This is a genomic window from Qingshengfaniella alkalisoli (genome assembly GCF_007855645.1).
In the GTDB taxonomy this organism is placed as follows: domain Bacteria; phylum Pseudomonadota; class Alphaproteobacteria; order Rhodobacterales; family Rhodobacteraceae; genus Qingshengfaniella; species Qingshengfaniella alkalisoli.
The window spans coordinates 1,161,171-1,179,488 of the sequence record NZ_CP042261.1 but is presented as its reverse complement, the minus strand read 5'-3'; the positions used below and the strand labels follow the sequence as shown (position 1 = coordinate 1,179,488).

17 protein-coding genes are annotated in these 18,318 nt (G+C 59.1%); 8 read left to right on the top strand and 9 right to left on the bottom strand.

Translation table 11 applies throughout. The features are described from left to right. Window positions 1–10 precede the first annotated feature (10 nt). From typA to FPZ52_RS05980, 6 genes are all read right to left on the bottom strand, one after another. A complete protein-coding gene (typA, locus tag FPZ52_RS06005; RefSeq protein ID WP_146364612.1) occupies window positions 11–1,831 on the bottom strand; it encodes a translational GTPase TypA in 1,821 nt (606 codons plus the stop codon). Window positions 1,832–1,897: 66 nt separating this feature from the next. After that, entirely contained in the window at window positions 1,898–2,233 is a 336-nt protein-coding gene (locus FPZ52_RS06000; protein WP_146364611.1) for a DMT family transporter, read from the bottom strand. A gap of 13 nt (window positions 2,234–2,246) precedes the next feature. Then, a complete protein-coding gene (locus FPZ52_RS05995) occupies window positions 2,247–2,852 on the bottom strand; it encodes a YitT family protein (RefSeq protein ID WP_146364610.1) in 606 nt (201 codons plus the stop codon). Between the two features lie 71 nt (window positions 2,853–2,923). Continuing rightward, on the bottom strand, window positions 2,924–4,138 hold the full coding sequence (locus tag FPZ52_RS05990) for an NADP-dependent isocitrate dehydrogenase (RefSeq protein ID WP_146364609.1): 1,215 nt from the start codon (window positions 4,136–4,138) through the stop codon (window positions 2,924–2,926). A 473-nt stretch (window positions 4,139–4,611) separates the two neighbouring features. Beyond that, entirely contained in the window at window positions 4,612–5,208 is a 597-nt protein-coding gene (locus tag FPZ52_RS05985; protein WP_146364608.1) for an HD domain-containing protein, read from the bottom strand. Beyond that, window positions 5,205–5,858, bottom strand: coding sequence for an alpha/beta hydrolase (locus FPZ52_RS05980; RefSeq protein WP_146364607.1), 654 nt, complete (start codon window positions 5,856–5,858; stop codon window positions 5,205–5,207). Before FPZ52_RS05980 ends, FPZ52_RS05985 begins: the two co-directional genes overlap by 4 nt. Window positions 5,859–6,017: 159 nt before the next feature. Here FPZ52_RS05980 and iscR point away from each other — a divergent pair, with 159 nt between their 5' ends. From iscR to FPZ52_RS05940, 8 genes are all read left to right on the top strand, one after another. After that, a complete protein-coding gene (gene iscR / locus FPZ52_RS05975) occupies window positions 6,018–6,476 on the top strand; it encodes a Fe-S cluster assembly transcriptional regulator IscR (protein WP_146364606.1) in 459 nt (152 codons plus the stop codon). Continuing rightward, the gene (locus tag FPZ52_RS05970) at window positions 6,476–7,522 is read left to right on the top strand and encodes a cysteine desulfurase family protein (protein WP_146364605.1); all 1,047 of its coding nucleotides are present in this window, start codon (window positions 6,476–6,478) and stop codon (window positions 7,520–7,522) included. The genes iscR and FPZ52_RS05970 overlap by 1 nt, the downstream gene beginning before the upstream one ends. A gap of 58 nt (window positions 7,523–7,580) precedes the next feature. Next, on the top strand, window positions 7,581–9,107 hold the full coding sequence (gene sufB / locus FPZ52_RS05965; RefSeq protein WP_146364604.1) for a Fe-S cluster assembly protein SufB: 1,527 nt from the start codon (window positions 7,581–7,583) through the stop codon (window positions 9,105–9,107). Between the two features lie 68 nt (window positions 9,108–9,175). After that, window positions 9,176–9,931, top strand: coding sequence for a Fe-S cluster assembly ATPase SufC (gene sufC, locus FPZ52_RS05960; RefSeq protein WP_146364603.1), 756 nt, complete (start codon window positions 9,176–9,178; stop codon window positions 9,929–9,931). Beyond that, the gene (locus tag FPZ52_RS05955; protein ID WP_146364602.1) at window positions 9,931–11,217 is read left to right on the top strand and encodes a SufB/SufD family protein; all 1,287 of its coding nucleotides are present in this window, start codon (window positions 9,931–9,933) and stop codon (window positions 11,215–11,217) included. Before sufC ends, FPZ52_RS05955 begins: the two co-directional genes overlap by 1 nt. Next, window positions 11,217–11,726 carry a YIP1 family protein gene (locus FPZ52_RS05950; RefSeq protein WP_146364601.1) on the top strand — a complete coding sequence of 170 codons (510 nt, stop codon included), beginning with the start codon at window positions 11,217–11,219 and terminating at the stop codon, window positions 11,724–11,726. Before FPZ52_RS05955 ends, FPZ52_RS05950 begins: the two co-directional genes overlap by 1 nt. Before the next feature lie 9 nt (window positions 11,727–11,735). Continuing rightward, on the top strand, window positions 11,736–12,332 hold the full coding sequence (locus tag FPZ52_RS05945) for a Yip1 family protein (protein ID WP_146364600.1): 597 nt from the start codon (window positions 11,736–11,738) through the stop codon (window positions 12,330–12,332). A 2-nt stretch (window positions 12,333–12,334) separates the two neighbouring features. Continuing rightward, a complete protein-coding gene (locus FPZ52_RS05940; RefSeq protein ID WP_146364599.1) occupies window positions 12,335–13,555 on the top strand; it encodes a cysteine desulfurase in 1,221 nt (406 codons plus the stop codon). Between the two features lie 36 nt (window positions 13,556–13,591). On the opposite strand, the gene FPZ52_RS05935 is transcribed toward FPZ52_RS05940, so the two are convergent. The 3 genes from FPZ52_RS05935 to FPZ52_RS05925 are packed head-to-tail and all read right to left on the bottom strand — an operon-like array spanning window position 13,592 to window position 18,305. Then, on the bottom strand, window positions 13,592–15,442 hold the full coding sequence (locus FPZ52_RS05935) for a DUF2264 domain-containing protein (RefSeq protein ID WP_146364598.1): 1,851 nt from the start codon (window positions 15,440–15,442) through the stop codon (window positions 13,592–13,594). A 19-nt stretch (window positions 15,443–15,461) separates the two neighbouring features. Beyond that, window positions 15,462–17,147, bottom strand: coding sequence for an ABC transporter ATP-binding protein (locus FPZ52_RS05930; RefSeq protein WP_168201269.1), 1,686 nt, complete (start codon window positions 17,145–17,147; stop codon window positions 15,462–15,464). Between the two features lie 9 nt (window positions 17,148–17,156). Further along, the gene (locus tag FPZ52_RS05925; protein ID WP_205758569.1) at window positions 17,157–18,305 is read right to left on the bottom strand and encodes an ABC transporter permease; all 1,149 of its coding nucleotides are present in this window, start codon (window positions 18,303–18,305) and stop codon (window positions 17,157–17,159) included. Window positions 18,306–18,318 lie beyond the last annotated feature (13 nt).

Here is an 18,318-nt window from a genome sequence, read left to right as displayed (position 1 = left end):
AGTGCTTGTCTTAGCTGGCTGCTCTCGCCTGGCGCTTGCGTTCATGCGGATCAAGGAAGCGCTTGCGCAGGCGGATGGCGTTGGGTGTGACCTCGACCAGCTCGTCATCGTCGATATAGGCGATGGCCTCTTCGAGCGAGAACTGGATATGCGGCGTCAGGCGCACGGCATCATCATTGCCGCTGGCGCGCACGTTGGTCAGTTTCTTGCCCTTCAGGGGGTTCACTTCCAGATCGTTCTCGCGGCTGTGCTCGCCGATGATCATGCCCTGATAGATTGCCTCCTGCGCCGGGATGAACATCCGACCGCGTTCTTCGAGGTTCCACAGTGCATAGGCGACCGAAGTGCCGTTCTCCATCGAGATCAGCACACCCGCGCGACGTCCCGGGATCGGGCCCTTATGCGGTGCCCAGCCGTGGAAGACACGGTTCAGAACGCCCGAGCCACGTGTATCGGTCAGGAACTCGCCGTGATAGCCGATCAGGCCGCGCGACGGAACATGCGCGACGATCCGCGTCTTGCCCGCACCGCCCGGCTTCATCTCGGCCAGATCACCCTTGCGAGGGCCGGTCAGCTTTTCGATCACCGCGCCGGAATATTCGTCATCAACGTCGATGGTGACTTCTTCGATTGGCTCCATCCGCTGGCCGTTCTCTTCGCGGAACAGGACCTGCGGCCGGGAGATCGACAGCTCGAACCCTTCGCGACGCATGTTCTCGATCAGAACGCCCATCTGCAATTCGCCCCGACCCGCGACTTCGAAGGCCTCGCCGCCGGGGGTGTCGGTCACCTTGATCGCAACGTTGGATTCGGCTTCCTTGAGCAAGCGGTCACGAATGACGCGCGACTGCACTTTCTTGCCATCACGGCCCGCCAGCGGGCTGTCATTGATGCCGAAAGTCACCGTGATCGTCGGCGGATCAATAGGTTGCGCCGGGATCGGCGTATCAAGGGACGGGTCGCACAGGGTGTCGGCCACGGTCGCCTTGGACATGCCTGCGATGCTGACGATGTCACCTGCCTCGGCTTCGTCAATCGGTTGCTGGCCGAGGCCGCGAAAGGCCATGATCTTTGTGACGCGGAACTGTTCGATCCGGTCGCCCTTGCGCGACAGTGCATTCAGCGTGGTGCCGGCCTTCAGCGTGCCGCTTTCGACGCGACCGGTCAGAAGGCGACCGATGAACGGGTCGGAGCCAAGCGTGGTTGCCAGCATGCGGAAGGGCTGATCGCGGTTTTCGATCTGTTTGGGGGCAGGGACGTGATCGACCACCAGCTTGAACAGCGCGTTCAGATCCTTGCGCGGACCGTCCAGTTCCTCATCCGCCCAGCCGCTGCGGCCCGACGCATAGAGAACGGGGAAATCAAGCTGGTCATCGTCGGCGTCGAGTGCGGCAAACAGGTCGAAGACCTCGTCAAGCGCGCGATCGGGTTCTGCGTCCGGCTTGTCCACCTTGTTCAAAACAACGATGGGGCGCAGGCCGAGCGCCAGTGCCTTCGATGTCACGAACTTGGTTTGCGGCATCGGACCTTCGGCGGCATCAACCAGCAGGACGACTCCATCGACCATGGACAGGATGCGCTCCACCTCGCCACCGAAATCGGCGTGACCGGGGGTGTCTACGATGTTGATGCGCGTGCCGTTCCATTCGACCGAGGTTGCCTTGGCCAGAATGGTGATCCCGCGTTCACGCTCAAGATCATTGCTGTCCATCGCGCGTTCTGCGACGGCTTGGTTTTCTCGAAATGCCCCGGACTGCTTCAGCAGTTCATCCACGAGCGTTGTCTTGCCGTGGTCGACGTGGGCGATGATTGCGATATTGCGCAGGTCCATGGGACGCGTTCCTGAATTTAGGGAGTTGGCCGCGACCTATAGTGCAGATGCAGAAATTACCAGCCCCTAATGACCGGAACTGCGCGAAAAGAGATGGATCACCAGCACTCCGGCGACAATCAGGGCCATTCCGAACACCGCGGGCAGATCCAGCCGCTGGCCCAGAAAAATGAGCCCGATGACGGAGATACCGATGACGCCTAGCCCCGACCAGATCGCATAGACGATCCCCACGGGCATGACTTTCAGCGTGAGGGACAGGAAATAGAATGACGCTGCGTAACCGATGACGACCAGAATGCTCGGCCCGATCCGGGTGAATTGCTGGGAGGCAGCCAGTGCAGAGGTCGCGATGATCTCTGACGCGACAGCAACCAGAAGTGTCAGGTAGTGGACAGGCATGATGGGCTCCGGTTCAAGTGCCGAGATAGCGGTCGCGGCGGTGGTTGATAGCGATGATCAGGTTCAGCACGACCGCGCCAAGCAGCGAATACAGGACGCGTTCGGCGGGAAATAGCAGAAATGCCACGCAAAAGATCACCAGATCGACGGCAAGCTGAAAATACCCCGCGCGAAAGCCCGTGGTATCTTGAATGAGCAGCCCGACGACGCCGATCCCGCCAAGGCTGCCTTTGTGACGAAACAGCGCCAGAAGCCCGACACCCGTCATCACACCGAAGGCGATCGCGCCAAGCGCGGGGTTCAGATGTGTGATGCCGAAACCTTGCGGAATAACGCTGGTCAGAACCGACAAAGCGGTGACGCATAGAACCGTTTTCAGCGTGAACTCCGGCCCCAACCTGTGCCACGCAAGCAGATAGAAGGGCAGGTTGATAACGAAGAAAATCGGCCCGAAGGACCAACCCGTCAGATAGGAGATGATGACCGCAATCCCTGCCGTCTGACCCGTGATGAAGCCCAGATGGGTCAAAAAGACCAGCCCTAGCGCACATAGAAAAACGCCCGCGCCAAGCCCTTGCGCATCTTCGAGCGGCGTATGCTTGGTTGCATTCTCAGCCATGAAACCCCGCAAGTGAAAAGGAAAAGGGGGCGACCGATGCCACCCCCTTCGAATTGTCTATCTGATCCTGATCAGCCGGCAAGTGCCTTGTTCAGGTTCTCGTCGACTTTTTCCAGGAAGCCCATCGTGGACAGCCAGGATTGATCCGGCCCAACCAAGAGGGCGAGATCCTTGGTCATGTGACCGCTTTCGACCGTATCGACGATGACCTTTTCCAGCGTGGTGGCGAAGTTCAACAGCGCTTCGTTGCTGTCCAGCTTCGCGCGGTGCTTCAGACCGCCGGTCCAAGCGTAGATCGATGCGATGGAGTTGGTCGACGTTTCCTTGCCGGCCTGATGCTGGCGGTAGTGACGTGTGACCGTGCCGTGAGCGGCTTCGGCCTCGACGATCTTGCCATCGGGCGTCATCAGTTGCGACGTCATCAGTCCCAGCGAGCCAAAGCCCTGCGCGACCGTGTCGGACTGCACGTCGCCATCGTAGTTCTTGCAGGCCCAGACATATCCGCCGGACCATTTCATCGCTGCCGCGACCATGTCGTCGATCAGGCGGTGCTCATAGGTCAGGCCGCGCTTTTCGAATTCTTCTTTGAATTCGGCGTCGTAGATTTCCTGGAAGATGTCCTTGAACCGACCGTCATAGGCCTTCAGGATCGTGTTCTTCGTGGACAGGTAAACCGGATAGTTGCGGGCAAGGCCGTAATTCATCGACGCGCGTGCGAAATCGCGGATTGAGTCGTCGAGGTTGTACATTGCCATCGTGACGCCGGAACCGGGTGCCTGGAACACTTCGTGCTCGATGGTTTCACCGTCGTCGCCGACGAACTTGATCGACAGCTTGCCCGCGCCGGGGAACCTGAAATCGGTTGCGCGGTACTGGTCGCCGAATGCGTGACGACCGACAATGATCGGCTGGGTCCAGCCCGGAACAAGGCGCGGCACGTTGGAGCAGATGATCGGTTCACGGAAGATCACGCCGCCGAGGATGTTACGGATCGTGCCGTTCGGGCTGCGATACATGCGCTTGAGGCCGAATTCCTCGACGCGTGCCTCGTCAGGCGTGATGGTGGCACATTTAACGCCGACGCCGACTTCCTTGATTTTCTCTGCCGCATCCACAGTGATCTGGTCATCCGTGCGATCACGCTCTTCGATGCCAAGATCGTAATAGAGCAGGTCAATATCGAGATAGGGCAGGATCAGCTTCTTCTTGATAAAGTCCCAGATAATCCGAGTCATCTCGTCGCCGTCAAGCTCGACGACCGGGTTTTCAACCTTGATCTTGGTCACGGCCGGTATCCTTCGTTCAATGGTGAATCGTCTCTCGCGCCTTCTACCTCAAAGTGTTGGAGCGTGGAAGGCTGTATGCGGAGGTATACGAAACGTGGCCTATTTGATATTTTTACAGAAAAGACCTTTTTTAAAAGAAACATAATATCGGCGGAATTTCGCTTGAGAGATTACCGGTCTCTTGGTAGATACCGGATGTCTGAGAAGTTGCGGTGCACCATAAGCCTCACCGCTAAGATGCCGAACCTATGAGGGGTTTCCCGTTGTCGGCGCAGATGGCTGGCTGCTTGTTTAGATACCTACGGGTTTGCAGGCTGGGCGTTTGTGTCTTTTTGTGTGTGAAATCGGCCTTCAGATCCTTCCCAAGATCCTACTGAGGATTTCATAGCAAGCAATTTTGTGCAGGCCAAAGGCCGTCGCACGCTAGTGATTTTAACGAGTTCCGCCGCCGGGGGTGATCTCCGGCGGTAATTTCATGACTTCACCGCGAAATGAGTTGCCAGCTTTGCGGACAGGTGGTCCCAAAGCGTCCGTGCGCCTTTGGAAATCGGATTCCCCACGCGTCTGCGAATCTGCTCTTCGGTGACCCCGTGCATTTCCCAAAGCTTGCCGTCCAGTGCCAGATTGGTTTGCAGGGGCTGAACACGATCCATTGCTTTGGCGAAGCGGGCATCCGGGCTTTCTGCGGCCTCGAACTCGTTCCAAAGCGCGCGAAACTCAATCGCCTGTGCTTCTGGCAATAACCCGAAAATACGATCTGCCGCAGTTTTTTCGGCAAGTGCTTGCTGCGCAGGATCGCTGGTCGGGGCGTGGATCGGGTTGTCGCCCGCGTCGATCTCGACCAAATCATGCAGCAGCAGCATCTTGATCACGCGATCCAGCCGGACGTCCGGTTCGGCTTGCCCGTCAAGCACCATCGCGTAAAGCGCGACATGCCAGGAATGCTCGCCACTGTTTTCCTGCCGCGAGCCATCATTCAAAGTGGTTGCGCGCTCGACGGACTTCAGCCGGTCGGCTTCGTTCAGAAAGGCCAGTTGGCGGACCAGGTCCTCGGGCGCGCGATCAGTCATCGTGTGGTCTCGGTCAGGCGGCGGCGGACATAGTCGTCGACCGAGCCGATCATCGTGTCCATATGCGGATCCTCGAAGAAGTGGCCGGCGCCCTCGATCTCCGAATGGGTGATGGTGATGCCCTTCTGCTCATGCAGCTTGTTTACGAGGTTGCGGGTATCCTCGGGCGGTGCCACGCGATCCGACGTGCCGTTGATGACCAACCCCGAAGATGGGCAGGGCGCCAGAAACGAGAAGTCATACATGTTCGCCGGTGGTGAGACAGAGATGAAACCCGTGATCTCCGGGCGGCGCATCAGCAACTGCATCCCAATCCACGCGCCGAAGGAGAAACCAGCAACCCAGCAATGCTTGGCGTTCTGGTTCATCGACTGCAGGTAATCGAGCGCCGACGCGGCATCCGACAACTCGCCGACGCCCTGATCGTATTCGCCCTGACTGCGACCGACGCCGCGGAAATTGAAGCGAAGCACCGTAAAGCCCATTTTGTGGAAGGCATAGTGCAGATTATATACGACGCGGTTATTCATCGTGCCCCCGAATTGCGGATGGGGGTGCAGAATGATCGCAATCGGAGAATCTTTCGTCTTTTGCGGGTGGTAGCGGCCTTCAAGGCGGCCTTCTGGTCCGGGGAAAATTACCTCAGGCATGGGTCGGCGGACTTTCTCCAACATGGGGCGGGTTTGTCACGCTTGACGGCACGCACGCCCAACTTTAGAACGGTTCTAAACCCGCATTTGGGCGGGGTTCGCATCGGGAGGGAAGTAACGTTCCCGATGCCAATGGTCAATGGGACAGCGGGGCCTGCGATGAAACTCAGCACCAAGGGACGTTATGCAATGGTCGCGTTGACCGATCTGGCGCTTCAGCCGGAGGACAGCCTTGTAACGCTTGGCGAAATCGCGAAGCGGCAGGATATATCGCTGGCCTATCTCGAACAGCTCTTCGTAAAGCTGCGTCGGGCCGAGTTGGTGGAATCTGTGCGGGGCCCCGGTGGTGGTTACCGACTTTCTCGATCGCCTTCCGAGATCCGGGTCGCCGATATTCTGGCGGCAGTCGATGAAACCGTCAGCGCCTTGCACAAGGGACAGGGGGCGTCGGGCGGTGCGTCGGGGTCTCGTGCGCAGTCTCTGACAAACCGGCTCTGGGAAGGCTTTAGCGCTCATGTCTATGTGTTCCTGCATCAGACGCGGCTGTCGGATGTGGTCGGCAACCAGCTTGCGCCGTGCCCGGCTGTTCCGAACCTGTTTGCAATTGTGGATGAGTGATGGCGGAGCGGGTCTATCTCGACTGGAACGCGACTGCGCCTTTGCGGCCGGAAGCCCGCGCCGCGATGATCGCGACGCTCGACGAGGTGGGCAACCCGTCTTCGGTGCACGCTGAGGGGCGCAGGGCGAAAGCCATTGTCGAGCAAGCGCGCGGCCAGATTGCAGAAGCCTTCGGTGCGCAAGCATCCGATATCGTGTTTACATCCGGCGCCACCGAAGCAGCTGCGCTTGCACTGTCCGGACGGGGATTCCGCGGGTCTGAAGTTGAACATGATGCTGTATCATCTTGGATTAATACGGATATCTCTGCGGGAACTGATGGGCTGGTGACGCTCAATGATCCAGCCGGTTCCACGCTACAGTTCGCCAACAGTGAAACCGGTGTGATCCAAGCATTGCCTGAAGGATTGGCGGTCAGCGATTTTACCCAAGGTTTCGGGAAGGTGCCCCTAGCATTTGACTGGTCGGGCGTGCAGATGGGGTTGATCTCGGCGCACAAGCTTGGCGGGCCGAAAGGCATCGGCGCACTGGTTCTAAAGCGCGGGCTTGATGTCGAGGCGATGATCAAGGGCGGCGGGCAGGAAATGGGCCGACGGTCGGGGACTGAGAACGTCGCCGCCATTGCCGGTTTCGGGGCGGCTGCGGAGGCTGCTGCGCGGGATCTGGCGGATGGCGTCTGGGAAGACGTAAAGAAACTTAGAAACATTCTAGAAAGTCTGTTGGCCTCCGGCGCAAAAGAGACTATTTTAGTCGGGAAAGAGTCGCAGCGGCTTCCGAATACCTCATGTTTCGCGGTTCCGGGGTGGAAGGGCGAAACGCAGGTCATGCAAATGGATCTGGCGGGGTTTGCCATTTCGGCCGGGTCGGCCTGTTCATCGGGCAAGGTCAAGGCCAGCCGCGTCCTGCGCGCCATGGGGTATGACGAAACCACCGCAGCGAGCGCGGTGCGCGTTTCCATCGGGCCGCAGACGACGGAAGAACAGATCACGCGATTTGCGGAAGTCTGGATCAATCACTATGTCCGGCACAAGCGCCGGGCTGCCTGACAGGGCAGGACAGGAATTTTGATGTGGCGCATGGCGCGCCGGGAAGGAAACGAAGGTCATGGCTGCTTTGGATAGCAAAGTCGAAGTCCGTGAAGGTGTCGATCGCGAGACGGTGGAAACCGTCCAGTCGATGGCGGGCAAATACAAATACGGCTGGGAAACCGATATCGAGATGGACTACGCCCCCAAGGGGCTGAACGAAGACATCGTTCGTCTGATCTCCGAGAAAAACGGCGAACCCGAATGGATGACGGACTGGCGTCTGAAGGCCTTCGAGCGCTGGGGCCAGATGGAAGAACCGAACTGGGCGATGGTAAACTACCCGCCCATCGACTACCAGGAACAGTATTACTACGCCAAACCCAAGTCGATGGCGGAAAAGCCGAAATCGCTGGACGATGTCGACCCCAAGCTGTTGGCTACCTATGAGAAGCTGGGAATCCCGCTGAAGGAGCAGATGATACTTGCTGGTGTCGAAGGCGCGGAAAATGCTCCGGCAGAGGGTCGTAAGGTCGCCGTTGATGCCGTGTTCGACAGCGTGTCTGTCGGAACGACCTTTCAGAAGGAACTGGAAAAGGCGGGCGTGATCTTCTGCTCGATTTCCGAGGCGATCAAGAACCACCCTGAACTGGTGAAGAAATATCTGGGCTCGGTTGTGCCGATCTCCGATAACTACTTTGCCACGCTCAACAGCGCCGTATTCTCGGACGGGTCGTTCGTTTATGTGCCGCCGGGCGTGCGCTGCCCGATGGAACTGTCCACCTATTTCCGGATCAACGCGGAGAACACGGGCCAGTTCGAGCGAACACTGATCATCGCTGACAAGGGCAGCTACGTGTCCTATCTCGAAGGCTGCACCGCACCTCAGCGCGACACGCACCAGTTGCACGCGGCCGTGGTGGAAATCGTTCTGGAAGAGGATGCAGAGGTTAAGTACTCGACCGTTCAGAACTGGTTCCCCGGTGATGAAAACGGCAAGGGCGGTATCTACAACTTCGTGACCAAGCGCGCCGATTGCCGTGGCGATCGTGCCAAGGTTATGTGGACGCAGGTTGAAACGGGATCTGCCGTTACGTGGAAATACCCGTCCTGCATCCTGCGCGGCAATGAAAGCCAGGGCGAGTTCTATTCCATCGCCATCACCAACAACCACCAGCAGGCCGATACCGGAACCAAGATGATCCATCTGGGCAAGAATACCCGGTCACGGATCGTGTCCAAGGGGATTTCGGCTGGCAAGGCGCAAAACACTTATCGCGGTCTGGTGTCGATGCACCCGAAAGCGAAGAACAGTCGCAACTACACGCAATGCGACAGCCTGCTGATCGGCGATCAGTGCGGGGCGCACACCGTCCCTTACATCGAGGTGAAGAACAATTCATCGCGCGTCGAACACGAAGCCACCACGTCTAAGGTCGATGACGACCAGATGTTCTACTGCCGCCAGCGGGGTATGGACGAAGAAGAGGCGGTGGCCCTGATCGTCAACGGTTTCGCCAAGGAAGTGCTGCAGGCCCTGCCGATGGAATTCGCGATGGAAGCGCAGCAACTGGTCGCGATCAGCCTTGAAGGCTCGGTCGGCTAAGCGGTTCGGACAACAGATACTCGGGTCGTGCGAAGCGGCCCTCCCTGATATTGAAGATGGTAAGAAAAATGCTGGAAATCAAAAACCTGCACGTCAAACTTGAAGAAGAGGACAAGCAAATCCTCAAGGGCGTGGACCTGTCCGTCGAGGCAGGCAAGGTACATGCGATCATGGGGCCGAACGGGTCCGGTAAATCGACGCTGAGCTATGTGCTGTCGGGTCGCGACGGTTATGAGGTCACCGATGGTTCTGCTACGCTGGAAGGCGCAGACCTGCTGGAGCTGGAGCCCGAAGAACGTGCCGCAGCCGGTCTGTTCCTGGCCTTCCAGTACCCGGTCGAAATTCCGGGCGTGGGCAACATGACCTTCCTGCGCACGGCCTTCAATGCACAGCGCAAGGCACGCGGCGAAGAGGAAATCAGCGCCGCTGACTTCCTGAAGCTGATCCGCGAAAAAGCCAAGGAACTGAAGATCGACGCCGACATGCTGAAGCGTCCGGTCAATATGGGCTTCTCGGGTGGCGAAAAGAAGCGCAACGAAATCCTTCAGATGGCTGTTCTCGGCCCGAAGATGTGCATTCTCGACGAAACCGATTCCGGTCTCGACGTGGACGCGATGAAGCTGGTGTCAGACGGTGTGAACGCGCTGCGCGACGAAGGCCGCGCTTTCCTCGTGATCACGCACTACCAACGCCTGCTGAACCACATCAAACCCGACGTCGTTCACATCATGTCGAACGGTCGTATTGTGAAAACCGGCGGGCCGGAACTGGCGCTGGAAGTTGAAGAAAACGGCTACGCGGACATTGTGGCGGAGGACGCGTAATGGCAGTCGCTCAACCGAAACTGGATGCGTTGGAGGCGCGGCTTGCGTCGCTCGCGCTGCCCGAGCCGACCGGCTGTCTGGCTGATACGCGCAAGGATGCGCTGGAACGGCTGAACAAGATGGGCCTGCCCGGTGCGCGTGACGAGTATTGGAAATACACCCGTCCGGTGACGCTGACCCAGGTGGAGCCGGTCCCGGCCGCGCTGTTCGATGAGGACGATCCGGAGATGTTCTCGGAAATCGACCGCGTGCGTCTTGTGTTCGTCGATGGTATTTTCAGCGCCGATGAATCTGACGACCCCGCTCAGGCCGGTGTCAGCGTCGAGATGCTGACAGATGTTGTCGCGCGTGACATCCACTGGGCAAAGGATGTCTACGGCGTTCTGGAAACCCGTGGTCAAACGCCGGTTGAGCGTCCGCTTGCCGCGTTGAACACGGCATTTGCGACCGAAGGTGTGGTGATTCATGCCACGGGAAAGGCCGAGAAGCCGATCGCGCTGGAGTATCGCCGCACGTCTGACAGCTCCGACGTGCTGTTGCATCACATCGTGAAAGTCGATGAAAGTGCCGAAGTTACCATCCTCGAAAGCGGTGTGTCGTCTGCGCGTCTGAATTCCGTGATGGAAGTCGAGATCGCCGACAACGGCGCATTCCATCATGTCCGTTCGCAAGGGCGGGACCATGAGCGGCGTGCCTCGACGCATCTGTTCACCCGCCTGGGTCAGGAAAGCACGTTCAAATCCTTCACTCTGTCGATCAACGGCGCGATGACGCGCAATGATTGCGTGATCGAACTGACCGGCGATGACGCGGTCGCGCATGTTGCGGGTGCCTGTGTGGGCGACGGTGATTTCCACAATGACGACACGGTGTTCATCACTCACGATGCTGTGAACTGCGAAAGCCGCCAAGTCTTCAAGAAGGTGCTGCGCAACGGTGCTGTCGGTGTTTTCCAAGGTAAGATCCTTGTGAAGCCGGGCGCGCAGAAAACCGATGGCTACCAGATCAGCCAGTCGTTGCTGCTCGATGGTGACAGCCAGTTCCTGGCCAAGCCGGAGCTGGAAATCTATGCCGATGACGTGGTCTGCTCGCATGGCTCGACATCGGGCGCGATTGACGAAGATGCGTTGTTCTACCTGCGTGCGCGCGGCGTGGACAAAGGCACTGCAACCGACCTTCTGACGCTGGCCTTCCTTGCCGAAGCGATCGAGGAGATCGAGGATGAACGCCTTGCTGCGGATATTCTGGCCCGTCTCGAAGGCTGGCTGATGCGTCGCCGAGGCTGATGTCCGTCACCAGGGATATCGTTGCAAGTTACCGGGCGCCGCGTCGTGTGATGCGGCGCCTGCTTGCTGCGGGTCAGCGCGAGGACCGTGCTTTGGTGACGTTGTTGCTGGCCTGCGGGCTGATCTTCGTTGCCCAGCTTCCGCGCCTGTCGCGAGAAGCGACCTTGAACCCCGATGTGCCCTTCGATGCACGCGTGGGCGCTGCACTTCTGGCGTGGGGCGTTTTCATGCCGCTGATCTGTTATGGTATCGCAGCCATTTCACATCTGGTTGCGCGGGCGCTCGGCGGAAAAGGCAGCTGGTTCACCGCGCGGATCGCGCTGTTCTGGAGCATGCTTGTCGCAACCCCGGTCTGGCTGCTGCACGGGTTGACCGCCGGGTTTATCGGACCGGGGCCGGAACTTACCTTTGTCGGTCTGGTACTTGCCGCCGTCTTCTGCATAGTGTGGCTCGCATCGTTGATCGAGGGTGAATGGCCCAAGGGCGACAACACAGTTGCACAGGAATAGGGTGAAGACATGGCCGCCGGTCACATCTCGATAGGAAATCTGATCTCTGAAGCGGTGGCCACGATCCGCCAGCCACGCGATACCGCCCGCCGGATGCTGGGGCTGAACCTGCCACCGGCGTTGCTGTGGCAGATGCTGTGCGTCGTCGTGGCGATCTCGGTCGTGCTTGGGCAGGGCACGTTGATGATCACGGCGGGCGGCGTCCCGTTTCAATCTATTCTGTTGACCAATCCCGTCCTGCTGGCAGCACTTCAGATTACACTGCTCTACGTCACCGTCTTTGCGGCCTACCGCATCGGGCGCGCCATGGGAGGGGTCGGCACGTTTCACCAGTCGCTGACTCTTTTCGTTTGGCTGCAATTCGTCATGGTCTGCCTGCAGGTGCTGCAAACGATCCTGATGTTCGTGATGCCGGTTCTGGCTGATCTGGTCGGTATCGCCGGGCTGTTCCTGTTTCTGTGGATCATGACGTGTTTTGTCGCCGAGCTGCACGGGTTCAAGTCGCTGTGGCAGGTCTTCCTGATGATCATGGTTTCAGCCTTTGCCATCGCCTTCGGTCTGAGCCTTCTTCTTGCGATTTTCGGGCTGACGCCCACGGGAGTTTGACAATGTATGATGTCGACAAGGTTCGCGCGGATTTCCCGATCCTTGCGCGGCAGGTCAATGGCAAGCCGTTGGTGTATCTCGACAATGGCGCGTCTGCCCAGAAGCCGCAGGTTGTCATTGACGCAATCACGCAGGCCTATAGCCAAGAGTATTCGAATGTTCATCGCGGCCTGCATTTCCTGTCGAACCTGGCGACCGAGAAATACGAAGCCGTCCGTAGCAAGATCGCCCGTTTCCTGAACGCGGGCAGCGAACGGGAAATCGTGATGAATTCGGGCACGACTGAAGGGATCAACATGGTCGCCTATGGCTGGGCGATGCCACGAATGGAAGCGGGGGACGAGATCGTCCTTTCGGTGATGGAGCACCACGCCAATATCGTTCCTTGGCATTTCCTGCGCGAACGGCAAGGCATCGTGATCAAATGGGTCGATGTGGACAGCACTGGCGCACTGGATCCGCAGAAGGTCATCGACGCGATTGGCCCGAAGACCAAGCTGGTCGCGGTGACGCATATGTCCAACGTGCTGGGCACAAAAGTCGACGTGAAGGCGATCACCGAAGGGGCGCATGCCAAGGGTGTTCCGGTGTTGGTCGACGGGTCGCAAGCGGCGGTGCATATGCCCGTTGATGTGCAGGACATTGGCTGCGATTTTTACGCGATCACGGGGCACAAGCTGTACGGGCCATCGGGGTCCGGGGCGATCCATGTCCGCCAGGAACGGCTCGAAGAAATGCGACCCTTTATGGGCGGGGGAGACATGATCCGCGAAGTCACGCGCGATGCCATTTCATGGAATGACCCGCCGATGAAGTTCGAGGCAGGCACTCCCGGCATCGTGCAGATGATCGGGTTGGGCGCGGCGCTGGATTACATGGCGGCGCTTGGTATGGATAACATTGCCGCGCATGAAGCACGGCTATGCGATTATGCCCGTAGCCGTCTGGACGGCTTGAACTGGCTCAACGTTCAGGGGACCGCGCCGAACAAGGGTGCAATCTTTTCCTTTACGCTGGACGGTGCCGCACATCCGCATGACATCTCGACCGTGCTGGACAAGAAGGGCGTCGCGGTGCGGGCCGGGCATCACTGTGCCCAGCCCTTGATGCAGCATCTCGGTGAGACGGCGACCTGTCGCGCGTCCTTCGGTCTTTACAATACGGAAAGCGAAGTGGACCTGCTGGTCGATGCGCTTGAGCTTTGCCACGATCTGTTCACGTGATTATGCCCTTGCTCCGGCAGAGCAAGGGCGTCTCAGTCAGATCAGTTTCACCTGACGTTCCCGGAACTTTCGTCCCTTGATGTCACTGGCGGAGTCACGTGCTTGTTCCAGCCATTCGATGCTTGGCGCGTCCGGTACATTTTCCAACCATTGTGGACCTTGCTCCGGGTCAGGCGTCGCTGCGTAGGCCCCAATGAGCCATGTGGTCCCCGGTGCAAGCTCAGCGACCAGATGCGGCACATGGGTCTGTGGGAAGTATAGCGAACTGTTCGGATGCGTGCGCCAGCGGGTCATGGGTGTACGCGCTTCGGGCGACATGTCCACGGCGTAGGAGGCGGCATGCTCGGTGACCGCCTCGGACACGCGACCATTGACGCCACCTTCCATGGATGAGGCGTCCGTGCGTTCGATCGCGAAACCGCCCTCCGTTGCCACCAGTGGCCGTGCCGTTGTGATCTTGTGCGCGCGAATGTGCCAGGGTGCGCGGGCGATCAACCAGGTTTCGACTTCGATGTCGTCATCAGGCAACCATTTGGACCACAGGAAGTCAGGGCCGATCAGGGATTCATCGAACTCTGAACGTGTGAAGAAGCTGCGGCTATCCCTTGAAAGTGCGAGCATATTATCAAACGGGTTCACGGTAAAACCGAGCCGATCGGGGTCCATCGAGAATCCGAAGGCTGTCGAATAGGCGAATTTCGCGTATTTCTCGGCGGCACCACGCAACGGCATGCGCATTTCATTGCAGGACGACAGCATCACGCGGTTACGACCCGCGCGGAAGCCGATCATACCCGCGACGTCGGAATGCAGCAAATCGTCGCTTTCCTGTTTCTCGATCTCATCCGCCTGCCAGAACGGGTGTGTCTCGGGCAAGGCGAGCGGAAGGAAGGACTTCATCGCCCAGTACGGTGAGCCTGGCGAGTTGTAGATCTCGCACATATGCAGATTGGGATAGGCGTATCCAACGGGCATGATGCCGTCGCGGTCGAAATAGTCCCGCTCGCCCCACCAGCGCATGTTGCGGGCCCAAAGCCCACGGATTTCACCCCATGGCAGGGCTTCGACATCCGCGAAGGCCAGGCCGGCCCAGAAGGATGCCTGTGCGAAGCGATAGGTCATGGAGCGGCCGAAGGCGAGGCTGGCGCCGTCTTCGTCAAACCAGTGCTTGAATTCCTGCGCGAACTGGCGTGCGCGGTCGCGGAAGCGGTCGCAGCGTTCTTCGTCACCCTTGGCGATCTTGGAATAGATCAGCCCGTAGAAATGCATAGCGAACGGGATGTAGTGATCGAAGCGGCGCGCTTCTCCATCGGCATACCAGCCTTCGCCGATATAGAAGCTTTCCAGCGTATCGAGCGCGTTTTCACGCACGCTCAGATCATGCTCGACGCCTACGGATTCCAGCCCAAGCGACCCCAGAACATGGAAGAAATGCCAGTTATTATTGGCAACGGGGCGTGTCTGGCAGAATTTCAGCCAGTTGGCGACGTTTTCTTTCTGCTTATCCGTGAGCGGATCCCAGATCTGTTCCTTGGCGAAGATCAGGCCGAACCCGATGGCAGCGGATTCCACCTGACGCTGGTCGACGCCGTCGTAGTTGCCCCAGAATTCGGGATGTTCAGGGTCGGTGCCGTTGGCATAGCCTTCGCGAATCATGTCCCAGTCGTCGAATGGCAGATCGCCGGCGGCCAGCGGGGCAAGACCGAACAACGGGCGGGCGAAACCTTCGAGTTCGGCCGCGACCATGGGAAAATGCGCGGCGGGCAAACCGAAGTTCACACGCGCCTTGCCTTCGCTGAAGTAGGGCTTGGTCGGTTCCCACAACTGAACGACGGATCGTGCGAAATCGGCACGGGTTTTGAGCGGGTTGTCCGCGAGAGGATTCATGATGTCTCCTGCCTGAAGGTTATTCTGCTGCGATAAGTCTGCGGTGGTCCGGATCATTGCCCGGAACGGCCGAAATCAGTTTCTGGGTGTAGTCGCGCTGTGGCTTCTGGCAGACATCGGCGGCGGTGCCGATTTCGACCAGATTGCCCTTATGCATCACCGCGATCCGGTCGCAGAAGTAGCGAACAACACCGAGATCATGGCCGACAAAGATATAGCTTAGCCCCAGTTCCGACTGCAGGTCGAACATCAAGTCCAGAATCTGCGACCGGATCGAGCCATCGAGCGCCGATGTGGCCTCGTCCGCGATGATCAGCCTTGGATCGACGGCGAGCGCCCGCGCGATACTGATCCGCTGACGCTGACCGCCCGAGAAGGCGTGAGGGTAGCGGCTCATCACGTTCTGGGGCAGGCCGACGCGGTCCAGAAGATGCGCGACCTTTTCGCGGATTTCCTTCTTGGGCTGGCGACCTTCCAGGATCAGGGGTTCGGCGATGATCTGCTCCACCGTCATGCGCGGATTGAGCGATGAAAACGGGTCCTGAAACACCATGCGGATTTCGCGGTTCAGCCCGGCATTGCGCAGCGCGTTGGGTTGCAGCAGATCGAACTGCCGCCCGTCCTTGCTGGTGTAGATGGCACTGCCGCTATCAGCCGTCAAAAGTCCAACAAGTGCGCGCACAAGCGTTGTCTTGCCCGATCCGCTTTCTCCGACGATCCCGAGGTTTTCGCCATGAAGCAGCGAAAAGGACACCTTCTTCAGCGCGTGGAATTGCTGTGTCTTCTTGAACAGAAAGCCCGTTGTCTTGCGGAAGGTCAGGTCCAGATCCTTCACATCCAGCAATGTGTCGGGGTGTTGCGGAGGCAGGGTGCCGCCCCGGTCGTGATCACCGATGATCCTGAACTTGGACGACGCGCCGATCAGATGGCGCGTGTAGTCGGCCTGCGGGCGGTGGAACACTTCGCTGACCGGGCCAAGTTCGACGAGTTCGCCATGATACATCACCGCCACGCGATCCGCGATTTCCGCAACCACGCCCATGTCATGGGTGATGAAGATCACCGACATGCCGAGTTCACGCTGCAACCGCTTGATTAGGCGCAGGATCTCGGCCTGCGTGGTGACGTCGAGCGCGGTGGTCGGCTCATCTGCGATCAGCACCTCGGGTTCGCAAGACAGCGCCATCGCGATCATTGCGCGTTGACGCATGCCGCCCGAGAACTCGAAGGAATACTTGTCCATGGCGTTCTCAGGGTTGGGGATCTGGACGCGGCGCAGGGACTCGATTGCTTCTTGGCGAGCCTGCTCGGGTGTCATGTCGCGATGCAGCAGGATCGCTTCGATGATCTGATCACCGATGGTGTGCACAGGGCTGAGCGAACTCATCGGTTCCTGGAACACCATCCCGATGCGGTCGCCGCGGATAGCGCGCATCTCCGCGCTCATGTCGTCCAGTTTGGAGATGTCCGTAACGTCACCTGCTTCGCCATACAGACGGATGCTGCCCGACGTGATCTTGCCCGGCTTGGCGATGCGCATCAGGGCGCGGGCGGTGACGGATTTGCCCGATCCGCTTTCGCCCACGACACACAGTGTTTCACCCCGTTCCAGGTTGAATGAAACCTTCTTCACCACATCGATGCTGGCGTGATGCAGATCGAACCCGACGGACAGATTGCTGACTTCAAGCACATTGTTGGTCATGGTCATACCTCAGTGGTTCGAGCCGTAGGGGTCAGCTGCATCGCGCAGCCCATCGCCGAGGAAGTTCATCGCAAGGATCGTGATAACGATGAACACGCCGGGCCACAGCAACCATGGCGCATCGGCCAAGGCGCGCAGGTTCTGCGCCTCTTGCAGCAACACGCCCCACGAGATCACCGGCGATTGCAGGCCAAGTCCCAGGAAGCTCAGCGAAGTTTCCGCAAGGATCATGCCGGGAATAGCCAGTGTTGCCGTCGCGATGATGTGGCTTGTGAAGGCGGGCAGCATATGCCGCATGATGATCCGCATGTCTTTTGCTCCGTCGAGACGCGCGGCGGCGACATAGTCTTCGCCCTTCAGCGACAGGAACCTGCTTCGGACCACGCGGGCGAGTTCGGTCCAGCCAATAAGCGACAGGATGAGCGTAATAGCGAAGTAGTTCTGCAGCGCAGACCAGTCTCGGGGCAGGGCCGCAGCGAAGCCCATCCATAACGGGATTGGTGGGATGGATCGGATGAACTCGATCACGCGCTGGATCGCATTGTCCACCCAGCCGCCGTAATAGCCGGAGATGCCGCCGATGATGACACCCAGAACAAGGCTGATCGCGATACCGGCCAGACCGATGGACAGGGTAATGCGCGCGCCATAAACGAGCCGCGAAAACAGGTCGCGCCCAAGGCGGTCGGAGCCGAGCAGGAACAGCACCTCGCGTCTGCCATCCACACCGAACAGATGCCGGTCGATGGTGAACATTCCCCACATCTTCGTTTCATGTGTCTTCGGGAACCAGTGCAGGTAATACTTGGTTTCCTCGTCCGGTACGAAGGACCGGCGCAGGGCGACGGGGTCGACCTCCATCTTGTAGCCGTAGACATGCGGACGAATGGCCCAGCCGCCATCTTCATCGCGGTCGATGAAATGGATGCTTTGCGGCGGCGCATAGGTGTAGCGCGCATTCACGTCATGCGGGTCGTTGGGCGCGATGAATTCGCAGAAGATCGCGATCAGGTAGAGAAAACCAAGCACGAAGAGGCTGAACATCGCCAGCTTGTGCGCGCGGAAGGCCCGCCAGATCAGCTGGAATTGCGTTTCCGTGCCTTGCGTGACCAGTGGCGTCGGAGCTTCGAATTCGGGTGTTGCGTCGGTTTGGGTCATGCCTGTTGCCTCC

Bases quoted from the DNA above. Each gene is read 5' to 3' on its own strand.
- typA (WP_146364612.1), bottom strand. From the start codon at position 1,831: ATGGACCTGCGCAATATCGCAATCATCGCCCACGTCGACCACGGCAAG.
- FPZ52_RS06000 (WP_146364611.1), bottom strand. From the start codon at position 2,233: ATGCCTGTCCACTACCTGACACTTCTGGTTGCTGTCGCGTCAGAGATC.
- FPZ52_RS05995 (WP_146364610.1), bottom strand. From the start codon at position 2,852: ATGGCTGAGAATGCAACCAAGCATACGCCGCTCGAAGATGCGCAAGGG.
- FPZ52_RS05985 (WP_146364608.1), bottom strand. From the start codon at position 5,208: ATGACTGATCGCGCGCCCGAGGACCTGGTCCGCCAACTGGCCTTTCTG.
- FPZ52_RS05980 (WP_146364607.1), bottom strand. From the start codon at position 5,858: ATGCCTGAGGTAATTTTCCCCGGACCAGAAGGCCGCCTTGAAGGCCGC.
- iscR (WP_146364606.1), top strand. From the start codon at position 6,018: ATGAAACTCAGCACCAAGGGACGTTATGCAATGGTCGCGTTGACCGAT.
- FPZ52_RS05970 (WP_146364605.1), top strand. From the start codon at position 6,476: ATGGCGGAGCGGGTCTATCTCGACTGGAACGCGACTGCGCCTTTGCGG.
- sufB (WP_146364604.1), top strand. From the start codon at position 7,581: ATGGCTGCTTTGGATAGCAAAGTCGAAGTCCGTGAAGGTGTCGATCGC.
- sufC (WP_146364603.1), top strand. From the start codon at position 9,176: ATGCTGGAAATCAAAAACCTGCACGTCAAACTTGAAGAAGAGGACAAG.
- FPZ52_RS05955 (WP_146364602.1), top strand. From the start codon at position 9,931: ATGGCAGTCGCTCAACCGAAACTGGATGCGTTGGAGGCGCGGCTTGCG.
- FPZ52_RS05950 (WP_146364601.1), top strand. From the start codon at position 11,217: ATGTCCGTCACCAGGGATATCGTTGCAAGTTACCGGGCGCCGCGTCGT.
- FPZ52_RS05945 (WP_146364600.1), top strand. From the start codon at position 11,736: ATGGCCGCCGGTCACATCTCGATAGGAAATCTGATCTCTGAAGCGGTG.
- FPZ52_RS05940 (WP_146364599.1), top strand. From the start codon at position 12,335: ATGTATGATGTCGACAAGGTTCGCGCGGATTTCCCGATCCTTGCGCGG.
- FPZ52_RS05935 (WP_146364598.1), bottom strand. From the start codon at position 15,442: ATGAATCCTCTCGCGGACAACCCGCTCAAAACCCGTGCCGATTTCGCA.
- FPZ52_RS05930 (WP_168201269.1), bottom strand. From the start codon at position 17,147: ATGACCAACAATGTGCTTGAAGTCAGCAATCTGTCCGTCGGGTTCGAT.
- FPZ52_RS05925 (WP_205758569.1), bottom strand. From the start codon at position 18,305: ATGACCCAAACCGACGCAACACCCGAATTCGAAGCTCCGACGCCACTG.